This is a genomic window from Shewanella halifaxensis HAW-EB4 (assembly GCF_000019185.1).
Taxonomy (GTDB): Bacteria; Pseudomonadota; Gammaproteobacteria; order Enterobacterales; family Shewanellaceae; genus Shewanella; species Shewanella halifaxensis.
The window spans coordinates 15,744-35,443 of sequence record NC_010334.1 but is presented as its reverse complement, the minus strand read 5'-3'; the positions used below and the strand labels follow the sequence as shown (position 1 = coordinate 35,443).

General features: G+C 45.9%; 20 protein-coding genes. 12 read left to right on the top strand and 8 right to left on the bottom strand.

What is annotated here, in order from left to right; genetic code table 11:
* Positions 1 to 125: 125 nt before the first annotated feature.
* The 3 genes from SHAL_RS00150 to SHAL_RS00140 form a co-directional block, all read right to left on the bottom strand.
* Positions 126 to 599, bottom strand: coding sequence for a DUF494 family protein (locus tag SHAL_RS00150; RefSeq protein ID WP_012275164.1), 474 nt, complete (start codon positions 597 to 599; stop codon positions 126 to 128).
* A 2-nt stretch (positions 600 to 601) separates the two neighbouring features.
* Entirely contained in the window at positions 602 to 1,621 is a 1,020-nt protein-coding gene (gene dprA, locus SHAL_RS00145; protein ID WP_012275163.1) for a DNA-processing protein DprA, read from the bottom strand.
* A gap of 153 nt (positions 1,622 to 1,774) precedes the next feature.
* Positions 1,775 to 2,875: a LysM peptidoglycan-binding domain-containing protein gene (locus tag SHAL_RS00140; RefSeq protein WP_012275162.1), complete on the bottom strand. Its 1,101-nt coding sequence runs from the start codon at positions 2,873 to 2,875 to the stop codon at positions 1,775 to 1,777.
* Between the two features lie 136 nt (positions 2,876 to 3,011).
* Here SHAL_RS00140 and def point away from each other — a divergent pair, with 136 nt between their 5' ends.
* From def to SHAL_RS00115, 5 genes are read left to right on the top strand one after another with little or no spacing between them, the layout of a single operon-like run.
* Positions 3,012 to 3,524, top strand: coding sequence for a peptide deformylase (gene def, locus SHAL_RS00135; RefSeq protein WP_041416182.1), 513 nt, complete (start codon positions 3,012 to 3,014; stop codon positions 3,522 to 3,524).
* 4 nt (positions 3,525 to 3,528) lie between these two features.
* Positions 3,529 to 4,494, top strand: a complete 966-nt coding sequence (fmt, locus tag SHAL_RS00130; RefSeq protein ID WP_012275160.1) for a methionyl-tRNA formyltransferase — start codon at positions 3,529 to 3,531, stop codon at positions 4,492 to 4,494.
* 6 nt (positions 4,495 to 4,500) lie between these two features.
* Positions 4,501 to 5,781 carry a 16S rRNA (cytosine(967)-C(5))-methyltransferase RsmB gene (gene rsmB, locus SHAL_RS00125; RefSeq protein ID WP_012275159.1) on the top strand — a complete coding sequence of 427 codons (1,281 nt, stop codon included), beginning with the start codon at positions 4,501 to 4,503 and terminating at the stop codon, positions 5,779 to 5,781.
* Positions 5,782 to 5,788: 7 nt separating this feature from the next.
* A complete protein-coding gene (trkA, locus tag SHAL_RS00120; protein WP_012275158.1) occupies positions 5,789 to 7,198 on the top strand; it encodes a Trk system potassium transporter TrkA in 1,410 nt (469 codons plus the stop codon).
* A gap of 20 nt (positions 7,199 to 7,218) precedes the next feature.
* Positions 7,219 to 8,661 carry a TrkH family potassium uptake protein gene (locus SHAL_RS00115; protein WP_012275157.1) on the top strand — a complete coding sequence of 481 codons (1,443 nt, stop codon included), beginning with the start codon at positions 7,219 to 7,221 and terminating at the stop codon, positions 8,659 to 8,661.
* Positions 8,662 to 8,719: 58 nt separating this feature from the next.
* Here the strand turns inward: SHAL_RS00115 and hemG (SHAL_RS00110) are convergent, their stop codons facing one another.
* On the bottom strand, positions 8,720 to 9,259 hold the full coding sequence (hemG, locus tag SHAL_RS00110) for a menaquinone-dependent protoporphyrinogen IX dehydrogenase (protein ID WP_012275156.1): 540 nt from the start codon (positions 9,257 to 9,259) through the stop codon (positions 8,720 to 8,722).
* A gap of 212 nt (positions 9,260 to 9,471) precedes the next feature.
* Between hemG (SHAL_RS00110) and SHAL_RS00105 the strand changes: the two genes are divergently transcribed.
* Complete coding sequence (locus SHAL_RS00105) at positions 9,472 to 9,777, top strand: ArsR/SmtB family transcription factor (protein ID WP_012275155.1); 306 nt, start codon at positions 9,472 to 9,474, stop codon at positions 9,775 to 9,777.
* 64 nt (positions 9,778 to 9,841) lie between these two features.
* Here SHAL_RS00105 and hemG (SHAL_RS00100) read toward each other — a convergent pair whose 3' ends face one another.
* The 4 genes from hemG (SHAL_RS00100) to pepQ form a co-directional block, all read right to left on the bottom strand.
* The gene (gene hemG, locus SHAL_RS00100; protein WP_012275154.1) at positions 9,842 to 10,369 is read right to left on the bottom strand and encodes a menaquinone-dependent protoporphyrinogen IX dehydrogenase; all 528 of its coding nucleotides are present in this window, start codon (positions 10,367 to 10,369) and stop codon (positions 9,842 to 9,844) included.
* A gap of 139 nt (positions 10,370 to 10,508) precedes the next feature.
* Positions 10,509 to 11,966: a TrkH family potassium uptake protein gene (locus SHAL_RS00095; protein ID WP_012275153.1), complete on the bottom strand. Its 1,458-nt coding sequence runs from the start codon at positions 11,964 to 11,966 to the stop codon at positions 10,509 to 10,511.
* A 123-nt stretch (positions 11,967 to 12,089) separates the two neighbouring features.
* Positions 12,090 to 12,704, bottom strand: coding sequence for a YigZ family protein (locus tag SHAL_RS00090; RefSeq protein WP_012275152.1), 615 nt, complete (start codon positions 12,702 to 12,704; stop codon positions 12,090 to 12,092).
* 68 nt (positions 12,705 to 12,772) lie between these two features.
* Positions 12,773 to 14,095, bottom strand: a complete 1,323-nt coding sequence (gene pepQ / locus SHAL_RS00085; protein ID WP_012275151.1) for a Xaa-Pro dipeptidase — start codon at positions 14,093 to 14,095, stop codon at positions 12,773 to 12,775.
* A gap of 362 nt (positions 14,096 to 14,457) precedes the next feature.
* Here pepQ and fadB point away from each other — a divergent pair, with 362 nt between their 5' ends.
* From fadB to SHAL_RS23170, 6 genes are all read left to right on the top strand, one after another.
* Positions 14,458 to 16,611 (top strand): fatty acid oxidation complex subunit alpha FadB, encoded by a 2,154-nt coding sequence (gene fadB / locus SHAL_RS00080; protein ID WP_012275150.1) that lies wholly within the window; start codon positions 14,458 to 14,460, stop codon positions 16,609 to 16,611.
* 18 nt (positions 16,612 to 16,629) lie between these two features.
* Positions 16,630 to 17,793 carry an acetyl-CoA C-acyltransferase FadA gene (gene fadA, locus SHAL_RS00075; protein ID WP_012275149.1) on the top strand — a complete coding sequence of 388 codons (1,164 nt, stop codon included), beginning with the start codon at positions 16,630 to 16,632 and terminating at the stop codon, positions 17,791 to 17,793.
* A gap of 171 nt (positions 17,794 to 17,964) precedes the next feature.
* Positions 17,965 to 18,426, top strand: a complete 462-nt coding sequence (locus tag SHAL_RS00070; RefSeq protein WP_012275148.1) for a GNAT family N-acetyltransferase — start codon at positions 17,965 to 17,967, stop codon at positions 18,424 to 18,426.
* Positions 18,427 to 18,464: 38 nt separating this feature from the next.
* Positions 18,465 to 18,932, top strand: a complete 468-nt coding sequence (ybaK, locus tag SHAL_RS00065) for a Cys-tRNA(Pro) deacylase (RefSeq protein ID WP_012275147.1) — start codon at positions 18,465 to 18,467, stop codon at positions 18,930 to 18,932.
* Between the two features lie 146 nt (positions 18,933 to 19,078).
* A complete protein-coding gene (gene tusA, locus SHAL_RS00060; RefSeq protein WP_012275146.1) occupies positions 19,079 to 19,324 on the top strand; it encodes a sulfurtransferase TusA in 246 nt (81 codons plus the stop codon).
* Positions 19,325 to 19,358: 34 nt separating this feature from the next.
* Entirely contained in the window at positions 19,359 to 19,541 is a 183-nt protein-coding gene (locus SHAL_RS23170; protein ID WP_012275145.1) for a hypothetical protein, read from the top strand.
* The last annotated feature ends 159 nt before the right edge of the window (positions 19,542 to 19,700 follow it).

Genomic DNA, 19,700 nt, shown 5'->3' with positions numbered 1-19,700 from the left:
TAAATGTATGGAATATTTATCGCCTGACACAAATCCCTTCCTACGCAATCCTTGCGTTCAGGGATAAATACATCCATGTACAAAAAAGGAGGCTTAGGCCTCCTTTGTTTTAGGTTCTTTATAGACTATGAGTGCAAGCGCCCATCTGGCTGCTCAAAGATAAGATCTTCCATCTGCTCATAGGCAGACTCATGACCCGGAGCATTAAATAGCACCATCAAGATAACCCACTTAAGATCATCAAGATTTAAGGTCGGTTCATCAATTTCCATGACTCGGTCGATCACCATTTCACGAGTCTCAACACTAAGCACTTTAATCTGCTCTAGAAACAGTAAAAAACCACGGCTTTCGACGTCAATCTTTTCCATCTCAGCTTTGGTGTAAATACGGAATGATTGCTGATCATGGTTACAGAGGTAAGGCGTGCCCGCTTCCTGTATGTCAGCTAAACGCTCTAACCAAGAAAGTGCCTTAATGATTTCACTTTGATGAAATCCGGCGCGAGTGAGTTCTTTTGTGAGTTCGTCTTGATCTACTAATAATTCGACTTCACTATGAACATAGTTTTCAAATAAATACATGAGGATATCAAACATGGCTAGCTCCTCTTTAGTCTTATGTAACCACCAGGGACTGCAGTAATCCACCCCTGCAGCTCGAGTTCAAGCAATTGCTCCAATACTAACTCTATGGTTTTTCCACTATGCTCGACCACATCGTTTATCGTTGTAGTCTCATAGCCTACACTAGCTAACAGCGAGGAAAATGGCAAATCAGAGGCGCTTTCCCCCCCTATATGGTGACGCGATCTTAGTTCTTCAAGGTGAAACTGCGATAAAGCGGTAACTTCTTCTAAAATATCAGCCACGGACTCCACCAATTTAGCACCATCACGCAGTAATTGATGACTCCCCTCACTTTGGCCACTTAGCACACTCCCTGGTACTGCAAACACCTCTCGCCCCTGTTCGTTAGCCAGTCGTGCCGTGATTAATGAGCCACTTTTCAAGCTTGCTTCAACCACTAAGGTCCCTATAGTTAGACCGCTGATAATACGGTTTCGTTTCGGAAAATTTCCTGCAAAGGGCTTAACGTCAGGCCAAAATTCACTCAATATGCAGCCATCTTTCTGAATATCATGATAAATAGATCGGTGACGCTTGGGGTAAATAACATCCGCACCGGTACCCAGCACCGCTACACTCGGTTTCTCAATATCAATAGCCGCTTGATGCGCAGCACCGTCGATCCCTAAAGCCATGCCACTAGTTATCGCCAGACTATGTAAGGCCAACTGGATAGCCAACTCATAAGCCACTTTTTTGCCACCAAGGGTCGCATTACGGCTGCCGACAACAGCGATACCTGGAAACAATAAAGCATCAAGGTTACCTTTTAAAAACAGTACCGCGGGAGGATCATTTATCTGTTTCAATAGCGGAGGATAGAGAGGATCTCCTAGACACACTAGATGATGGTTATCTGCTGCTTGCTGCCAGGTTAACGCCGCATCAACTAACGCATAATCAGGGGATAAATTGGATTGTAGTAACGATTCCGGTAGTGGCAGCGCTTGTGGCTCATGCGCTAACCTTTGCCTTAACTCTGCTACATCCATGTAGTTTATTAATTGTTTAATCCGAGCGGGTCCTAGCCCAGATACAGCTGAAACAACTAGCCAATCGACCAGTTTATCGTTAATGGTTTATCCTTTAAAAGACGATGCCATCATTAAGATGGCATCGATACAATGAGTATAACTAACCTTAGCCTACTCGCTACTAATCAGCGAATCAGGAATAGCCAACTTATCAGCCACCCGCACAGGACGCTCATTAACTAAGATGATGCCCATGCTAGTTTTATCGAAGACTTTAAACACCATCAGTTTACCACGATACAGATCTGGCATCTTAACAGCGCTGTCAGAAGATATATTGGCCAACATTTTCTCGTAGCGATTACGATCGTGGGGCTGCACAGGCACACCATCACCGTCGATCACCACAACTTCGCCATTTTTAAAGATTGAAAACACATGCCCTGTTTCGAGCCCATCAGTAGCGCCCCTGTCTAAGTAAACCACATCGAGTTTACCCATTTCGCGAATATCTTTCCCCGACGCCAATACTGTCGCAGGCTCTTTAAGCTCAGCCGCTCTCGGCATAAAATACGCAGACATCAGCGAGTCATCTTCAATTGGTAGTACGCGATAACCGGCCGCGGTTTCTTGCAGGCTACTGAGTAACTCCACCTTAGAGATTGAGCCCGACTCTACCACTCGACCTGAAGCCGATAAAATCACTTCTAAGCCTAGGTTTTCACCGTCAGTATTTTTGAACGTTCGACCATCGAGATAAACGCCAAGCTTATCGCCAACGGTTAACTCACCCTGCACATAAATAATGTCTGAAACCACATGGAACTTAGAGGGGCTCTCACCGCCCATCACTTTGGGTTGTAGCTCGAACCAATCGGCTTCAACTACCCGGTTCTGCAATAGGTAAGGTTGGATTAAAGAGAGGTCTATCGCCGGAATAGCACCATCTTTGGGAGAGATACGTCCTTGAGGGCTTTTTCTGACATGGGGCTTAACGACTAAACGAGGTTCACCATCGATAAACACCAGAGTCAATTTGTCGCCAGGGTAAATAAGGTGAGGATTGGCAACTTGGGGGTTTGCTCCCCACAACTTAGGCCAACGCCATGGATCTTTGAGGAAAAATGCAGAGATATCCCAAAGCGTATCCCCCTTCTCAACCACATAAGAATCAGGGTGCCCCGACTTTAGGGTTAATGTATCAGCGAAAACAGAGGTGCAACCAACTATAAGTGAAGCAAGTAATATTAACCGTTTCATCAGGGTGTCCATGCTATTTGCTCTTTTATTAGGGTATATATAGAGCTTTTGCTGTTATTGAATGCCGCTAACGACTAAAATTGAGCCATTAGCCAAAGTCAGTATAACTAACTGGCTCAGATTTGACAGACTTGTTAAGAGTTTAGGTATGAGTTTATTAAAAGTTTTACAATTTCCAGACGAAAGATTACGTACTGTAGCAAAGCCGATCGCAGAGTTTAACGCTGCTCTTCAAACACAAATCGACGATATGTTCGAAACGATGTACGAAGAGAAGGGAATTGGTCTAGCTTCAACCCAGGTTAATTACCACCATCAACTTATCGTTATGGATCTTCAAGATGATGTTGAGCGTCCTAAAGTGTTCATCAACTTGGAGATTGTTGCCAAAAGTGGTGACTTCTGTAACGAAGAAGGCTGTTTATCTGTTCCTGGCGTCTACGCTAAAGTCGACCGCGCCGAGTTCGTAACAATCAAAGCCCTCGATCGCGATGGTAATGAGTTCTCTTTAGAGGCTGATGGTTTGTTTGCGATCTGCTTACAGCATGAGCTAGACCATCTATCGGGCAAGCTATTTGTTGACTACCTGTCACCACTCAAGCGTCAACGTATCAAACAGAAGCTAGAAAAAGCCGCTCGTCTCGAAGCCAAACAAGGATAAATTTTTGAAACCATTAAATGTCATTTTTGCAGGAACGCCAGACTTTGCTGCACGCCATCTTCAAGCGCTAATCGATTCAGAGCATAATGTTATTGCGGTATATACTCAGCCTGATAGACCTGCTGGCCGCGGTAAAAAGCTTCAAGCTAGCCCAGTCAAAGCATTAGCGCTTGAAAATGGCATCGCAGTTTTTCAACCTAAATCGCTACGTGATGAAGATGCTCAAGCAGAGCTTACCGCCTTAAATGCTGACATTATGGTTGTTGTCGCTTATGGGCTTATCTTGCCAAAAGTGGTACTCGATACGCCACGTCTTGGTTGCATCAATGTTCATGGTTCAATCTTGCCTCGCTGGCGTGGCGCCGCACCGATTCAGCGCGCACTATGGGCAGGCGACAGTGAAACTGGCGTCACCATTATGCAGATGGATATTGGTCTAGATACCGGTGATATGCTGTTAAAAACTCAGCTAAAAATCGAAGACAGCGATACCTCGGCAACCCTTTATGAAAAGCTAGCAGAGCAAGGCCCAAGTGCACTTATTGAAGCACTAGCGGGTATTGCACAAGATAGCCTGCCTGCAGAAAAACAAGATGAGAGCTTAGCCAATTACGCTGAGAAACTGTCAAAAGAGGAAGCGCGTCTAGATTGGTCTAAATCGGCAACGGCATTATGGCGTGAGATCCGTGCCTTTAACCCTTGGCCTGTTAGTCACTACGAGCATGAAGGCAATACCATTAAAGTATGGCAGAGCCATGTGAGCGATGAGACCAGTTCAAAGTTACCGGGCACAATTTTGTCAGCCGATAAAAACGGCATTAGCATTGCTACGGGTGAAGGCGTACTCATCATCACCCAGATGCAGCTTCCAGGTAAAAAGCCGTTAAGTGTTGCCGACATCCTAAACTCTAGAGCAGACTGGTTTACCCCAGGCACTGTACTGACTAGCACCGACAATCAAGAGGCTTAATCGCTAATGAACTTAAGAGCTTTGGCCGCTAAGGTCGTTTTTCAGGTGCTAGAAAAAGGTATCTCACTTTCTGTGGCACTGCCTGTTCAGCAAAAACATCTCGACAGTGGTAAAGACAAGGCGCTTCTTGCCGAGCTTTGCTATGGCGTAATGCGTCATTTGCCACAGTTAGACAAACAAGTCAGCGACTGCATGAGCAAACAGATGAAAGGTAAGCAGCGCATAGTGCACCAACTACTGCTTGTTGGTTGCTATCAGCTGTACTTCACTCGTATTCCTAGCCATGCGGCAATTTCTGAAACTGCCGAAGCCTGTCGTCAGCTAAAGTTTGAGGGTTTAGTTAAGGTGGTCAATGGCGTCTTACGTAATATTCAGCGCCAAGAAAAGCCATTATCGACCGATAACGACACCTTAGCTTATAACACGCCAGCTTGGATCATTAAGCGTCTACAGGCAGCATATCCGGATAACTGGCAAACCGTGATCGAGCAAAGCCATGAGCGCCCACCTATGTGGTTGCGTAACAACCAGCAGTCTCAAACTCGAGAGACCTACTTGCAGGCGCTAGCAGGATTAGATATTGAGGCACAAGCAGGCAATAGCCCTGACTCAATCCTATTAAGCAGCCCACGAGATGTGATGCAGCTACCGGGTTTTGAATCTGGCGCGGCATCGGTGCAAGACGGTGCAGCCCAATGGGCAGCCACATTACTGGCACCACAAGGTGATGAGCTGGTACTCGATGCTTGTGCAGCTCCCGGTGGTAAAAGCTGTCACTTACTTGAGCTAGCACCGGATATTAAACTGGTTGCGGTAGATTTTGATGCCAAACGTCTTGAACGTGTGCAGCAAAACCTCGATCGCTTGTCACTCAAAGCAGAACTAGTACATGGCGATGCCGCCAATATCGACTCTTGGTGGCAAGGTGATAAGTTCGACCGTATCTTGCTCGACGCACCTTGTTCAGCAACCGGCGTTATTCGTCGTCACCCAGATATTAAATGGCTAAGAAAGAACAACGACATCGAAGAGTTGGCACAGTTGCAGTCGCAAATCTTCGATCATTGCTGGAAGTGGTTAAAGCCCGGTGGCACACTCTTATATGCCACATGTTCGATTTTACCACAGGAAAACAAAGATCAAGTCAGTGCCTTCTTAGCCAGAACACCTGACGCGACCTTAGTACCTATTGAACAACAAGCTAACCCAGATGATATTGGTTGGCAGATTGTTCCGGGGCAAGACAACATGGACGGCTTTTATTACGCTCGCCTAGTGAAGGATTAGAACGGCAATGAAAATTATCATTTTGGGTGCGGGACAAGTTGGTGGCACGTTAGCCGAAAACTTAGTTGGCGAAAACAATGACATCACCATTGTCGATCACGACAAAAACCGCCTGCGTAGCTTGCAAGATAAGTACGATTTAAGGGTGGTTGTGGGTCATGGTGCTCACCCAAGTGTATTAAAAGAGGCGGGAGCCGAAGACGCAGACATGCTGATCGCGGTGACCAATAGCGACGAATGTAATATGGCTGCCTGCCAGATTGCCTACTCGCTCTATGGTACTCCCACCAAAATTGCCCGAATTCGTTCAGAACAATATCTAGGTCTACGCGACAAACTGTTTATCGATAGCGAAACCAAAAATGCAGACAATCGCCCACGTGGCGGGTTTATTATTGATGAGCTAATTGCACCAGAACAGCTAGTCACCGCTTACATCGGCCGTTTAGTTGAATACCCAGGCGCACTGCAGGTGCTTGAATTTGCCGAGGGCAGACTCAGTTTAGTTGCCGTACGTGCTTACTATGGCGGTCCATTAGTGGGTAACGCATTAGCAGCACTGCGCGAGCATATGCCCAATATTGATACCCGGGTCGCGGCCATCTTTAGACAAGGTCGACCGATTATGCCTCGCGGCACCACCATTATCGAAGCCGATGACGAAGTCTTCTTCGTGGCCGACAGTCGCCATGTGCGTGCGGTAATGAGTGAGATGCAAAAACTGGATAACTCCTACCGTAATATCATGATTGCCGGTGGTGGTAATATCGGTTTAGGCCTTGCCAAACAGTTACAACGTAACCATTCAGTCAAGTTGATTGAACGTAAGCAAGAGCGCGCCGAAGAGTTATCAGAGAGACTAGAAAATACCACGGTATTTTGTGGTGACGCCTCAGATCAAGAGTTGCTGCTCGAAGAACATATCGACCAAACCGATGTATTTATTGCCGTGACCAACGACGATGAAGCTAACATCATGGCCGCCCTGCTTGCTAAGCGCATGGGCGCTAAAAAAGTCATGGTGCTGATTCAGCGTGAAGCCTATGTTGATATTGTGCAGGAAGCCAATATCGATATCGCCATCTCACCACAGCAAGCCACGATTTCGGCTCTACTGACGCATATTCGCCAAGGTGATATCTGCAACGTTTACTCACTGCGTCGCGGTGCGGCCGAAGCTATCGAAGCGATTGCTCACGGCGACTCCAATACCTCAAAGGTCGTTGGTAAGCAGATCAGCGAAATCAAATTACCACCAGGCACAACCATTGGCGCCATTGTGCGCGATGAAGAAGTACTCATGGCCCACGATAAAACCGTTATCGAACAAGGCGACCATGTGATCCTCTTCTTGGTAAACAAGAAGTTTATTGGTGAGGTTGAGAAGCTGTTCCAACCGAGTGCCTTTTTCTTTTAAAAACGTTTAGGAGCGTAATAGTGCTGAACTATCGTCCTTTACTGTTTATTCTGGGAGTTTTCCTGTCGACGCTCACCGCGTTTATGTTAATTCCTGGAGCCTTCGCCCTCTATTATGGCGAAGAAACAGTCGGTGCATTTATGGTCTCCTCTCTGGTTGCGGGCAGCGCAGCCAGCTTTTGTATGCATCAAGGCCAGAGCAGTAAACTTCATCTCAATATCCGAGATATGTTCCTGCTGACCTGTCTCACATGGATTATCGTTAGCTTATTTGCTGCAATGCCCTTCACCTTGTATCACGGTATCAACTATACCGACGCCTTCTTTGAAACCATGTCGGGGATCACCACTACTGGCTCAACCGTGTTATCGGGGCTCGACAGCATGGATCACAGCATTCTTATCTGGCGCTCACTGCTACAGTGGCTAGGTGGGATAGGTTTTATCGTAATGGCCGTGGCCGTACTGCCCTTCTTAAATGTCGGTGGTATGCGGCTGTTTAGGACCGAGTCTTCAGACTGGAGTGACAAAACAACCCCACGCACTCAGCATATGGCAAAGAACCTGTTTATTGTGTATTGCCTACTGACATTTCTGTGCTTTTTGGCCTACCACAGCAGCGGCATGAACTGGTTTGATGCGATTAACCATGCCATGACCACCCTTTCAACGGGTGGTTACTCTACCTCAGACAAATCAATGGCGGCGTTTTCAAATGAGGCGCACTGGGTCGGTACCATCTTTATGATTGCTGGCGGATTGCCGCTACTCATGTTTGTTTATATGGTGCAGCAACGCTCAGTAAATGTGTGGAATGATGCTCAAGTAAAAGGCTTCTTAAAGTTTGTGGTTTTTGTTTCTTGCGCATTAGCCTTATGGCTTTGGAGCAGTAAAGATATAGCCCCTCTCGATGCCCTACGCTTGGCCAGCTTTAATGTGGTGTCAGTAGTGACGACAACTGGCTACGGTCTTACCGATTATACGGCATGGGGTGCACTCGCAAATATCGCCTTTCTGTTCTTGATGTTTGTTGGTAGCTGCTCGGGCTCAACCTCTGGCGGAATTAAAATCTTCCGTTTTCAAATTGCTGGCGTGATTATGCGTGAGCAGCTTAAGCAGCAGTTTCACCCTAATGGCGTTTTTAGAGAGCGCTACAATCACCATATTATTAGGGGGGATATCGTCCGTTCACTGGTCACCTTCATTCTATTATTTGTGTTGGTGATTGTGGTTCTATCTATCATCTTGGTGCTGACAGGTCTCGATCCAGTGACGAGTTTTACTGGCGCAATAACTGCGGTAACCAATGTTGGCCCGGGTTTAGGTAGCACCATCGGCCCAGCAGGTAACTTCTCGTCGCTACCCGATGTTGCCAAATGGGCGCTCGCAATAGGCATGCTACTGGGACGGCTTGAAATCTTAACTGTTGCCGTATTATTTCATCCAAGCTTCTGGAAGTACTAAATCGTCAATTTTAAAATATAAAAAAGCCGCATAAAATGCGGCTTTTTTATTAATGAGTTTATTTCGCTAAACTAACCAAATGGTCTGCATAGACCTTAACATCATCCCAATCGGTATAATCAATCACAGCTTTTGGATCAGTTGGGCCATTGGTGATTTTCATGATCAATTGGATCATCATTCTGTCATACCAACGCCAAGCAGGGTAATCAACCTTACCAGCAATCACCTTCACGTCGTTAGGTTTCCACGCTGATAGCTCAATGAACTTCTGTAGATACTTATTGTTTTCTGGCACACATTTTTCTGGGTTACGCGCAACCACATTGACACTGAAGAAGCTTGAGGCTTTCGCGCTTAATTCAGCTTGATGCGCTGCTGCGAATTCAAATACAGACTTATGATAGCTGCCGTAAAGTACACAAGCACCGAGAGCAACAACATCATACTTAGCCCAATCGACACCTTCGGCCTTCGCCTCACTAATATGCATCATGTCGCACTGGTGACCTTGACTAGCTAAGTGGTCGGAGATAGCGCGGCTGATTCTAGCTGTATGGCCGCCACGAGAATAATAAAGTACCAGAACTGATTTCATCTGTATTCCAATTGAAAATTTGTTATTAAATCCATTGTTACAGCAAATCGCAGTTTTTAAAGGATAATGGATCACAAATTAGGTGTAGCTCATATTATCGACATCAAAAATTGAGATAACCGTAATCCACAAGTATGCTCAACAAGTAGATTGTTTTATAAGACCAGTTCAATTAGAATAAACTAATTAAAGGCGATGGAGTAAGTAATCGTATGCAAAAAGAAATCGACGCCAGCGCAATGGTCACCAATGCCGAAAGTGCAGCAAAGTGGCTTAAGGCTATCGCGAACCCCTATCGATTAATGATTTTGTGCTTGTTACTGGATAAAGAGTTAAGCGTAACCGAGTTAAATAAAACGGTTCCTCTCAGCCAGTCGGCGCTATCACAGCATTTAGCCGTATTGCGCTCTGAAGACTTAGTCGCGACCCGCAAGAGCTCACAGATCGTGTATTACACATTAAAGAATGAGCAGGTCACCGAAGTGATCTCCATCTTGCATCGTAAATATTGCGCTTAGCAAAAATTCATAACAAAAAAGCCTGCAATTAAGCAGGCTTTTTTGTTCGTAAACTATTGCAGATTTAACGCTCCGCAAATGCGTGGGCAAACTCATCGACCTTGTTCCAGTCGGTGAACTCAAAGGTTCCGCGAGTATCGGTTGGGCCCTTGGTCATCCACATAATAAAGCGGATCATCACCTTATCGAACAAGCGATATTTAGGGTAATCAATCTTACCCGCAAATACGGCTAACTGCTGTGGCTGCCATAGCGATAACTGCAAAAACTTCTTCATATAGGGGTTAGTTTCTGGGGTATTTTTCTCAGGCTTGCGAGCAACCACATTCACGGTAAAAAATGCATTTTGCTTGGCATCCAGTACCGCGTGATGACGGTTAATAAACTGGTACAGCTCAGGTCTATGCTTACCGTAACGAATGCTAGCAGCAATTAAGATCTTATCAAATTGTGCTAATCCTAAAGACTCAGCCTCATCGAGTGAGGCTAACGTAACCTTGGCATTCTGCGCTTGGTTAATCTTCTTGATCTGCTCACAAATCGCTTTAGTTTGGCCATCAACTGTCGAGTAAATAATTAGTGTGTTGTTCATTAATTTCCTACTATTTTCCGATTCAAACTAGATTCAAAATCTTAATTTAAGCTAGGGTCAAAGGTCTGTATTCAGCTCACTATACTCGCTGAAAATTAACGCCAGCTTAGCCCTTAATAACGGTACGAACTCTCCCGATTTAGTTCTTCCAAAATGTGGGGGTAAATAAGATCAGCAAGGTGAATACCTCTAAACGGCCAAATAGCATGGCAAACAATAGCACCCATTTTTCGCCATCGCCGATACTCGCATAGTTACTTGCAACCTCTCCAAGACCTGGACCGAGGTTATTCAAACAGGCCGCAGTAGCACTAAATGCGGTAATGGCGTCCATTCCTAACGCCATCAGAATAAGCATACATACCACAAAGACTAAGGCGTAAGCCGAGAAGAAGCCCCACACCGCATCGATGACTCTATCAGGCAGTGCATTACCACTAATTCTAATTGAGAACATGCCGCGTGGATGAACTAAACGCTTAAGCTCACGCGAACCTTGAAGCAAGAGTAAAATCACCCGAATAACTTTAATACCACCAGCAGTAGAGCCACCACTACCACCAATAAAACTAGAGAAGATTAACAATATCGGCAGGAACAATGGCCAAGCGTGGAAGCTCTCGGTACCAAAACCTGCAGTGGTAGAGATAGAAACCGCCTGAAACAGTGCATAGTCGAAGGTTTCTTCTGCCGAGTCATAAATGCCGGAGCCATAAAGTGTGACAAAACAGATGGCCGTTAGTACCAGCTGAATCGCAATTAGTACCTTAAATTCGGCGTCTTTAAAGTAGACTCGTAAGTTAATACCACGGCGTGAGAATGCGGCAAAGTGTAGGCTAAAGTTCAGCGCGGCAATCAACAGGAACACGACGCAGATCAAATTGATTGTTGGGCTATTAAAGTAACCCATACTCGCGTCGTGGGTAGAGAAGCCACCGATGGCAATGGTCGAGAATGAGTGACAGATAGCGTCGAAAACATCCATTCCTGCCAGCCAATAGGCAACGGCGCAGGCGACCGTTAACGCTAAGTAGATATACCACAGCGCCTTAGCGGTTTCGGCAATTCTCGGCGTCATCTTGCTGTCTTTAACTGGCCCCGGCATTTCGGCGCGATAAAGCTGCATTCCCCCGACACCGAGTACAGGCAAAATAGCCACGGCTAATACAATGATCCCCATGCCACCTAGCCACTGCAACAGGTGGCGATAAAATAGGATCGCTTTTGGCAGGCTATCTAGGCCAACAATCACTGTCGCACCCGTCGTCGTCAGCGCTGAAAAAGACTCAAAAAAACTGTCGGTTAAACTAAGAGAGGGCTGGCCAGAGAAGATAAACGGTACGGCACCGATGGAGCCCAGCACGACCCAAAACATAACGACCAGCAAGAAACCTTCTCGGGTTCGCAGATCTTTTCGATGCGAGCGGTTGGGATACCAGAGTGTAAAGCCCAAAATCAGGCACAATACAAAAGCCTGAATAAATGCCATGCCGCCGCCATCTTTATAGATAACAGCAACAAGAGCTGGAGGAAGTAAAGATAAAGAAAACAGCCCCATCAATAGGCCAGTAATTCTTATAATTGTTCGATATTGCATTGGTATCCATCGCTAGCGCCTTACTCAAGCGCATTCTCGCATACTTATTAAAAAAAGTTCACAACCGATTCGCAAGCTTGAATAATCCTGCTACTCGATTATAAAAAATCATTTATTGTAAAACTAATCGTCAAATAGCGCCTTTAACTGTCCCTTACTCATGGTCGCCAAATCAAGATTCAACGGCTCCTTAAAGATCTTGGGGATCGCAAACTGAATCACAATTTTGTCGCTAAACTGCTTATCTTCAATCAACACATCAAACTGAGCAAAAATATGCTCAACATCCTTAAGCTGATGATATTCACACAGCAATTTTCCGGGATAACGGATCTGCTTTAACTGCGTCTCAATTTGAGGAATAGCTTGTTTAATGCCAGAGCTATATGCCCTAACCAATCCACCAACACCCAACTTGGTACCACCAAAATAACGGATCACAACGGCACCGATTTCGCCAATATTCGCCCCTTGTAAAGCGGCTAACATTGGTCGCCCCGCACTCCCTGAAGGTTCACCGTCATCACTAGAACCAATATTAATGCTGTCATTTGGTGCTCCAGCGACAAACGCGTAACAATAATGGTTAGCTCCAGGGTACTCAACCTTCAAGTTAGTAAGTACACACTTAAGCTCTTCGCTGGACTGGCAGTGAAATAGAAAAGAGATAAAGCGACTATGCTTTATCTCTTCTTCAATCAGTAACTCTGCTGCAGGGATGAGATAACTCTCACTCAAAATATTTCTCTCAACTGATTACCTTTAGACCTTTTATCATCAACGATTGTCCGTAATATGGCTTAAGACTAACGGTTAAGACCCCAATTACGCGTCATATTCTCGATACGATCGCGATGAACAATCACGTTATCTTCAATACGAATACCGCCAAACGGGCGTAACACCTCTACTGTATTCCAGTTTATTTGTGATTGGCGCTTGTCCTGTTTCAGTTCATTTAACAGCGAATCAATAATATAAACGCCAGGCTCAATCGTCAGAACCTGATTAACATCTAACTCTCGGGTACAACGCAAGAATGGATGTGCCTCTGGCACCGCAATATGCGCTCCCTTATCATCACCAAGGAAACCGCCCATATCGTGAACCTGTATGCCCAACATATGGCCTAATCCATGGGGGAAAAACACACTCGTGATGCCCTGCTCGACCAGTCCCTGAACATCGCCGCTGACAATATCAAAATCCAACAAGATCTGCGCTAACTTATAATGAGTTTCAACGTGCAATTGCGCATAGCTCACACCGGGCTGCATCAGATTAATGATCTGTAACTGCATATTGTCGATTGCAGTAATCAAATCATCGAAAATATTCTTTTCGAAGGCATAGCTGCGGGTAATATCAGAGGCGTAGCCATTAAAGTTAGCACCGGCATCGATTAAAAACGAGCGACGCTGTGCAGGCGCGGTATGTTCAAGTGCGGTGTAATGCAAAATAGCTGAGTTTTCGTTGAGTGCGACGATGCTGCTATAAGGCACTTGATTCTCACCTTGTGAAATAGCCGACAGATAAACCTGCAAGATCTCAAACTCACTAGCACCATTATAAAAAGCCGTTTTTGCCGCTTGATGCCCGGTCACCGCTATTTCGTTAGCTTTACGCATACAAGCCAACTCATACTCGGTTTTTGTTGCGCGGTGATAATTAAGGTAGCTCAATACCGAATCAGGATTTCTCCGAGCAAAGCCCAACACATCGGCAACATCTAAATGCTCACCAATATAAGCCCACTCATCAATATCTGCGGGAAGATATTCAGCGACTTTATCCGCCTTGGTAAGAAACTTAATATCAACATGCTCAGCCCAAAACTCGTTAGGTTCATCGGCCACCTTATGCCAAAAGTCGACTGGGCGATAAAAAATTAACAGTGGTTTGTCAGTGCCGTTCACCACCAACCAAGAGTTAGGGTTATCGATAACGGGTAACCAAGCCTTAAAGTGGGGGTTCACCTTAAATGGATAATCCAAATCATCTAAAAACTGTCTATGGGGCTGACCGGAATGGATAACGAGCCCCGATAAGTTTTCACGAGAGAGAATTTCGCAGACACGCTGATTTAGCACTCGAAGATGGTCATGATAGAGGCGCGCTAACTGTTCCATGAGGGTTACCCTATTGTTATTATTTAGCCAATTTATCGACACTGACTCAGTCTATCACATAGCCAATTAATTTTTCGGCAAACACGTTATTCGCTTTTACGGCTAAGCTCTAGCAGGCAATTCTTGAATCAAAAATCGAATCACCTATAAATAAAATACTGATTTTTAATAGTTATAATTTCACAAACAGAAAAAACCAAACGACCGTTTAAATTGGGTGTTGTATTTTTTTGTGATTAGTCGCACACTGGGCGGTAACTGGTCAAATGATGACCTAGGCTGCCGTGACAAAGAAAGTCACATTCAGATAATAAAATCATTAATGATCTGAAGCGTGAACTTAAGCTATAAGGAAGCAAGCAATGATCTACCAAAGCCCTACAATTGAGGTTGAGTTACTCGAAGACAACATCGCGCATTTGTGCTTCAAGGCACAAGGTTCGGTTAATAAGTTCGACAGGGAAACCATCGACTCGTTAAATGCTGCACTCGACAGCATCAAACAAGACACTAGCATCAAGGCTCTAATGCTAAGTTCAGCGAAAGACGCTTTCATCGTTGGTGCCGATATCACAGAATTCCTAGGATTGTTCGCCGAAGAGGATGCAGTCTTACAGTCTTGGCTAGAGCAAGCCAACGTTGTATTCAACAAATTAGAAGATCTGCCCTTCCCAACTCTTTCTGCAATTAATGGCTTTGCGCTGGGTGCCGGTTGCGAAACCATTCTAGCTACCGACTTCCGTATAGCAGACACCACAGCCCGTATTGGCCTACCAGAAACTAAGCTAGGTATTATCCCGGGCTTTGGTGGTACCGTGCGCCTACCTCGTGTAATTGGTGCCGACAACGCACTTGAGTGGATCACATCAGGCAAAGACCAGCGTCCAGACGCCGCACTTAAAGTTGGTGCCATCGATGCAGTTGTTGCTCCAGAGCAACTTAGACCCGCGGCATTAAGAATGCTCAAAGACGCCATGGCAGAAAAACTTGATTGGCAGACCCGCCGCGCTAAGAAGCTGGCACCGCTTACGCTACCAAAACTCGAAGCCATGATGTCTTTCGCAACCGCAAAAGGTATGGTCTTTAAGATTGCAGGTAAACACTACCCAGCACCAATGGCTGTGATTAGCGTTATCGAGCAAGCCGCGCAGTGCGGCCGCGCTGAAGCACTACAAATAGAACATCAAGCATTTATAAAGCTTGCCAAGACAGAAGTCGCACAGGCACTGATTGGTATCTTCCTTAATGACCAGCTCGTAAAAGGCAAAGCCAAGAAAGCAGGCAAGCTGGCTAAGAAGGTAAACTCGGCAGCGGTACTCGGCGCCGGCATCATGGGCGGCGGTATCGCATATCAAAGTGCCAGCAAGGGCACGCCGATTGTGATGAAAGATATTGCCCAACCCGCACTCGATTTAGGTTTAGGTGAAGCCGCTAAGCTATTAACTGCACAAGTTAAACGCGGACGCTCAACACCAGCCAAGATGGCTACGGTGCTGAATAACATCACTCCAGCACTCGATTACGCTCCAGTAAAAGATACTGATATCATCGTTGAAGCGGTTGTCGAGCATCCAAAAGTAAAATCTATGGTGCTGGCAGAGGTTGAAGAGCATGTCAGTGAAGATGCCATTATCACTTCAAACACATCGACTATATCAATTAACCTACTAGCCAAGAGCCTTAAAAAGCCTGAGCGCTTCTGTGGTATGCACTTCTTCAACCCGGTACACAAGATGCCGCTAGTCGAAGTCATTCGTGGTGAAAACAGCTCTGACGAAACGGTTGCCTCAGTAGTGGCTTACGCCAGCAAAATGGGCAAGACGCCTATAGTGGTTAATGACTGCCCAGGCTTCTTTGTAAACCGAGTACTCTTCCCGTACTTTGCCGGCTTTAGTGGCCTACTTGCCGATGGTGCTGATTTTGCCGCTATCGATAAAGTGATGGAGAAGCAATTTGGTTGGCCAATGGGCCCTGCTTACCTTCTTGATGTTGTAGGCCTAGATACTGGTCATCATGCACAAGCAGTTATGGCTGAAGGCTTCCCTGACCGCATGGGTAAGTCAGGTAAAGATGCTATCGATGTTATGTTCGAAGCCGAGCGCTTCGGCCAGAAAAACAATAAAGGTTTCTATCAGTATTCGGTTGACCATCGCGGCAAGCCAAAGAAAGATTTAGATCCAACCAGCTATGAATTACTGCAAGCTGAGTTTGGTGAGCAAAAAGCATTTGAATCAGATGAGATCATCGCTCGCACTATGATCCCTATGATTATCGAGACAGTTCGCTGCCTTGAAGAAGGAATTATCGCTTCGCCTGCTGAAGCGGATATGGGCTTAGTTTACGGCCTTGGCTTCCCACCATTTAGAGGCGGTGTATTCCGTTACCTAGATACCATAGGTGTCGCTAACTTTGTTGCACTAGCAGACAAATACGCACACTTAGGTGGTCTATACCAAGTAACCGACACTATGCGTGAACTTGCCGCCAACAATGGCAGCTACTACCAGCAGGCTTAAGCAGGAAGGATTAGAACAATGAAAAATGCCGTTATCGTAGATTGCATTCGTACTCCAATGGGCCGCTCAAAGGCTGGAGTATTTAGAAATGTGCGTGCAGAAACCCTCTCTGCAGAACTAATGAAGTCACTACTTGAGCGCAACCCAAAGCTTGACCCAAACACCATTGAAGATGTGATGTGGGGTTGTGTGCAGCAAACCCTTGAGCAAGGCTTTAATATTGCCCGCAACGCCGCCCTACTCGCTGGCATTCCAAAACAAGTCGGTGCTGTTACCGTAAACCGTTTATGTGGTTCATCGATGGATGCACTGCATCAAGCAGCGCGCGCCATTATGACAGGCCAAGGCGATACCTTTATCGTAGGTGGTGTTGAACATATGGGTCATGTACCAATGAACCATGGCGTCGACTTTCACCCAGGTCTTGCCAACAACGTAGCGAAGGGCTCTGCCATGATGGGTCTGACCGCAGAGATGCTAGGTAAGATGCACGGCATTACCCGTGAGCAACAAGACGCTTTTGCCGTACGTTCACATCAACGCGCTCATGCTGCAACGGTTGAAGGCCGTTTCGCTAACGAGATTGTGGCTATTGAAGGTCACGATGCCGATGGCGCCCTGATTAGAGTAGACCATGATGAAGTGATCCGCCCTGAAACATCGATGGAGTCACTATCAGGTTTACGCCCAGCTTTTGACCCAGCCAACGGCACGGTGACAGCGGGTACCTCATCTGCACTTTCTGATGGCGCTTCAGCCATGCTAGTGATGGAAGAAGAGAAAGCCAAAGCGCTAGGCCTACCAATTCGCGCACGTATTCGTTCTATGGCGATTGCAGGTTGTGATGCCGCTATTATGGGTTACGGCCCAGTACCCGCCACTCAAAAAGCCCTTAAGCGTGCAGGCCTCACCGTTGATGACCTAGACGTTATCGAGCTTAACGAAGCTTTTGCCGCGCAGTCTCTACCCTGTGTAAAAGACTTAGGCTTGATGGATGTAGTCGATGAGAAGGTCAACCTTAACGGTGGTGCGATTGCACTGGGTCATCCACTAGGTTGCTCGGGTACGCGTATCTCAACCACGCTTATCAACCTGATGGAAGCTAAAGATGCTAAGTATGGTCTTGCGACCATGTGTATTGGTCTAGGCCAAGGTATTGCAACTATCTTCGAGCGTCCATAAGCATTCGCTCCCGAGTAAACAAAAGCCAGCGCAAGCTGGCTTTTTTGTTTTCAGAATCGGCCTAATTTTCCAAAATAGAAAGCATTAATAACTCAATATCTAAACCATCTAGCCTATTACCGACAACTGCATTAATCTGAAGTTATCTGAAAATTTCTTATTGGATCCTCTATGAAATTTGTATTACTTGCTGATAATCAACCAGCCCTGCCACAAGTCGCAAAGTGGTATAGCGATCAATGGGGTTATATTGGTGAGGGTCGTAGTACTAAAGAACTAGAACTCAAACTTAGAGATTACCTTAACCGCGACAAACTGCCATTGATCATCTTAGCCCAAGACGGCAATGAGGTGATTGCTGCAGCCCAACTTCGTTATCACGAGATGGATATCTACCCAGAACGAGAATATTGGCTCGGTGGTGTTTATGTTAATTCTAAGCATAGAGGCAAGGGTGTCGCCCAAGCCTTAATCAGTGCCATTATAGATAAGGCCAAAATATTGGGCGTTGGCAGCATCAACTTACAGACCGAATATTTGTCTGGTGGCTTGTATCGCGACCTAGGATGGCAACCGATAGAACAAGTGGTTAATCACGGAATTAACGTGCTGGTTATGGAAAAATCACTATAATTGAAAACAGCGTAATCTCATGTAAACCAGGTAACCAAATGACCCCCGCTATCGACCTGCTCGTTAAACACAAAATCGCCCACCAAGTTCACGAATATCACCATGATCCAGCTTGCCAAGCTTATGGCTTAGAAGCTGCCGAAAAGATTGGCGTTGCACCAGAATTAGTCTTTAAAACCTTAGTGGTTAAATTAGACGCTAAGCAGCTTGCCGTAGCGATTATTCCCGTTGCCGAAAAGCTCAGCATGAAGGCTATCGCCAAGGCGGCGAAAGCCAAAAAGGCAGTGATGGCAGAAGCCGCTGAGGTGCAACGCAGCTCAGGCTATGTGCTCGGCGGTGTCAGTCCTTTAGGGCAAAAGCGACTGCTGCTAACCGTTATCGATGCATCCGCCTCTCAGCTAGAGCAGATGTATGTCAGCGGTGGACGCCGAGGACTAGATATAGCCTTAGCCCCTGAGGATATCAAGCAATTACTAAAAGCTAACTTCGCCCCTTTGACGGCATAAAGCTGCACCACCCTTTGTAATGTTCCACGTGGAACACTGTAAAGAGTAAATGATCTTAGGCTCACAAATTATGGCTAGCGGCTTGGATAAACTATGACGCTGGAGTAATATTAGCCACTTCTGTTTAATCGTTCTGCCGAGGTAATATGAACGACCAATTTAGCGCTGCACAACATCAACTCGACGCTTTAGGACTACGCTGCCCAGAGCCAGTAATGATGGTGCGTAAGTCAGTAAGACGCATGAACGACGGTGAAACCCTATTGATTATTGCTGATGACCCAGCAACGACTCGTGATATTCCAAGCTTTTGTGAGTTTATGGATCACACATTAATCGCCAGTCAAACAGAGTCAACGCCATACCAGTACCTTATAAAGAAAGGTCTGTAGTCATTAGTTGGTGAACTAGATAAAGGGAATTATCATGGCCAAATTAATCGGTATCGCATTTAAGGCTGAGAAACGCGCCGCGATGATCTCGGTAGCACAAGCCGAGGTCACTCAAGCCAGAGGCGTCGAAGAGGATATCTTTGGGCGCCCTAGCAATCGCCACATTAACCAAAGTGCTCATATCCAGCTCAATGATTATGTTAGCTTAACCGGTTAAAGCTTCTCATACACTAAGCTCAAAAGACTCCTCAAAAAAACGCCCCTCACTAATCAAAACACTGAACCAGAGCCACAAACCTTTTATTGGTTGCTTAATACCAATCAGTATAAAGATTTGGTCACTCAGCGAGAGTTTAGCGGCACTGAGACAAGGCAA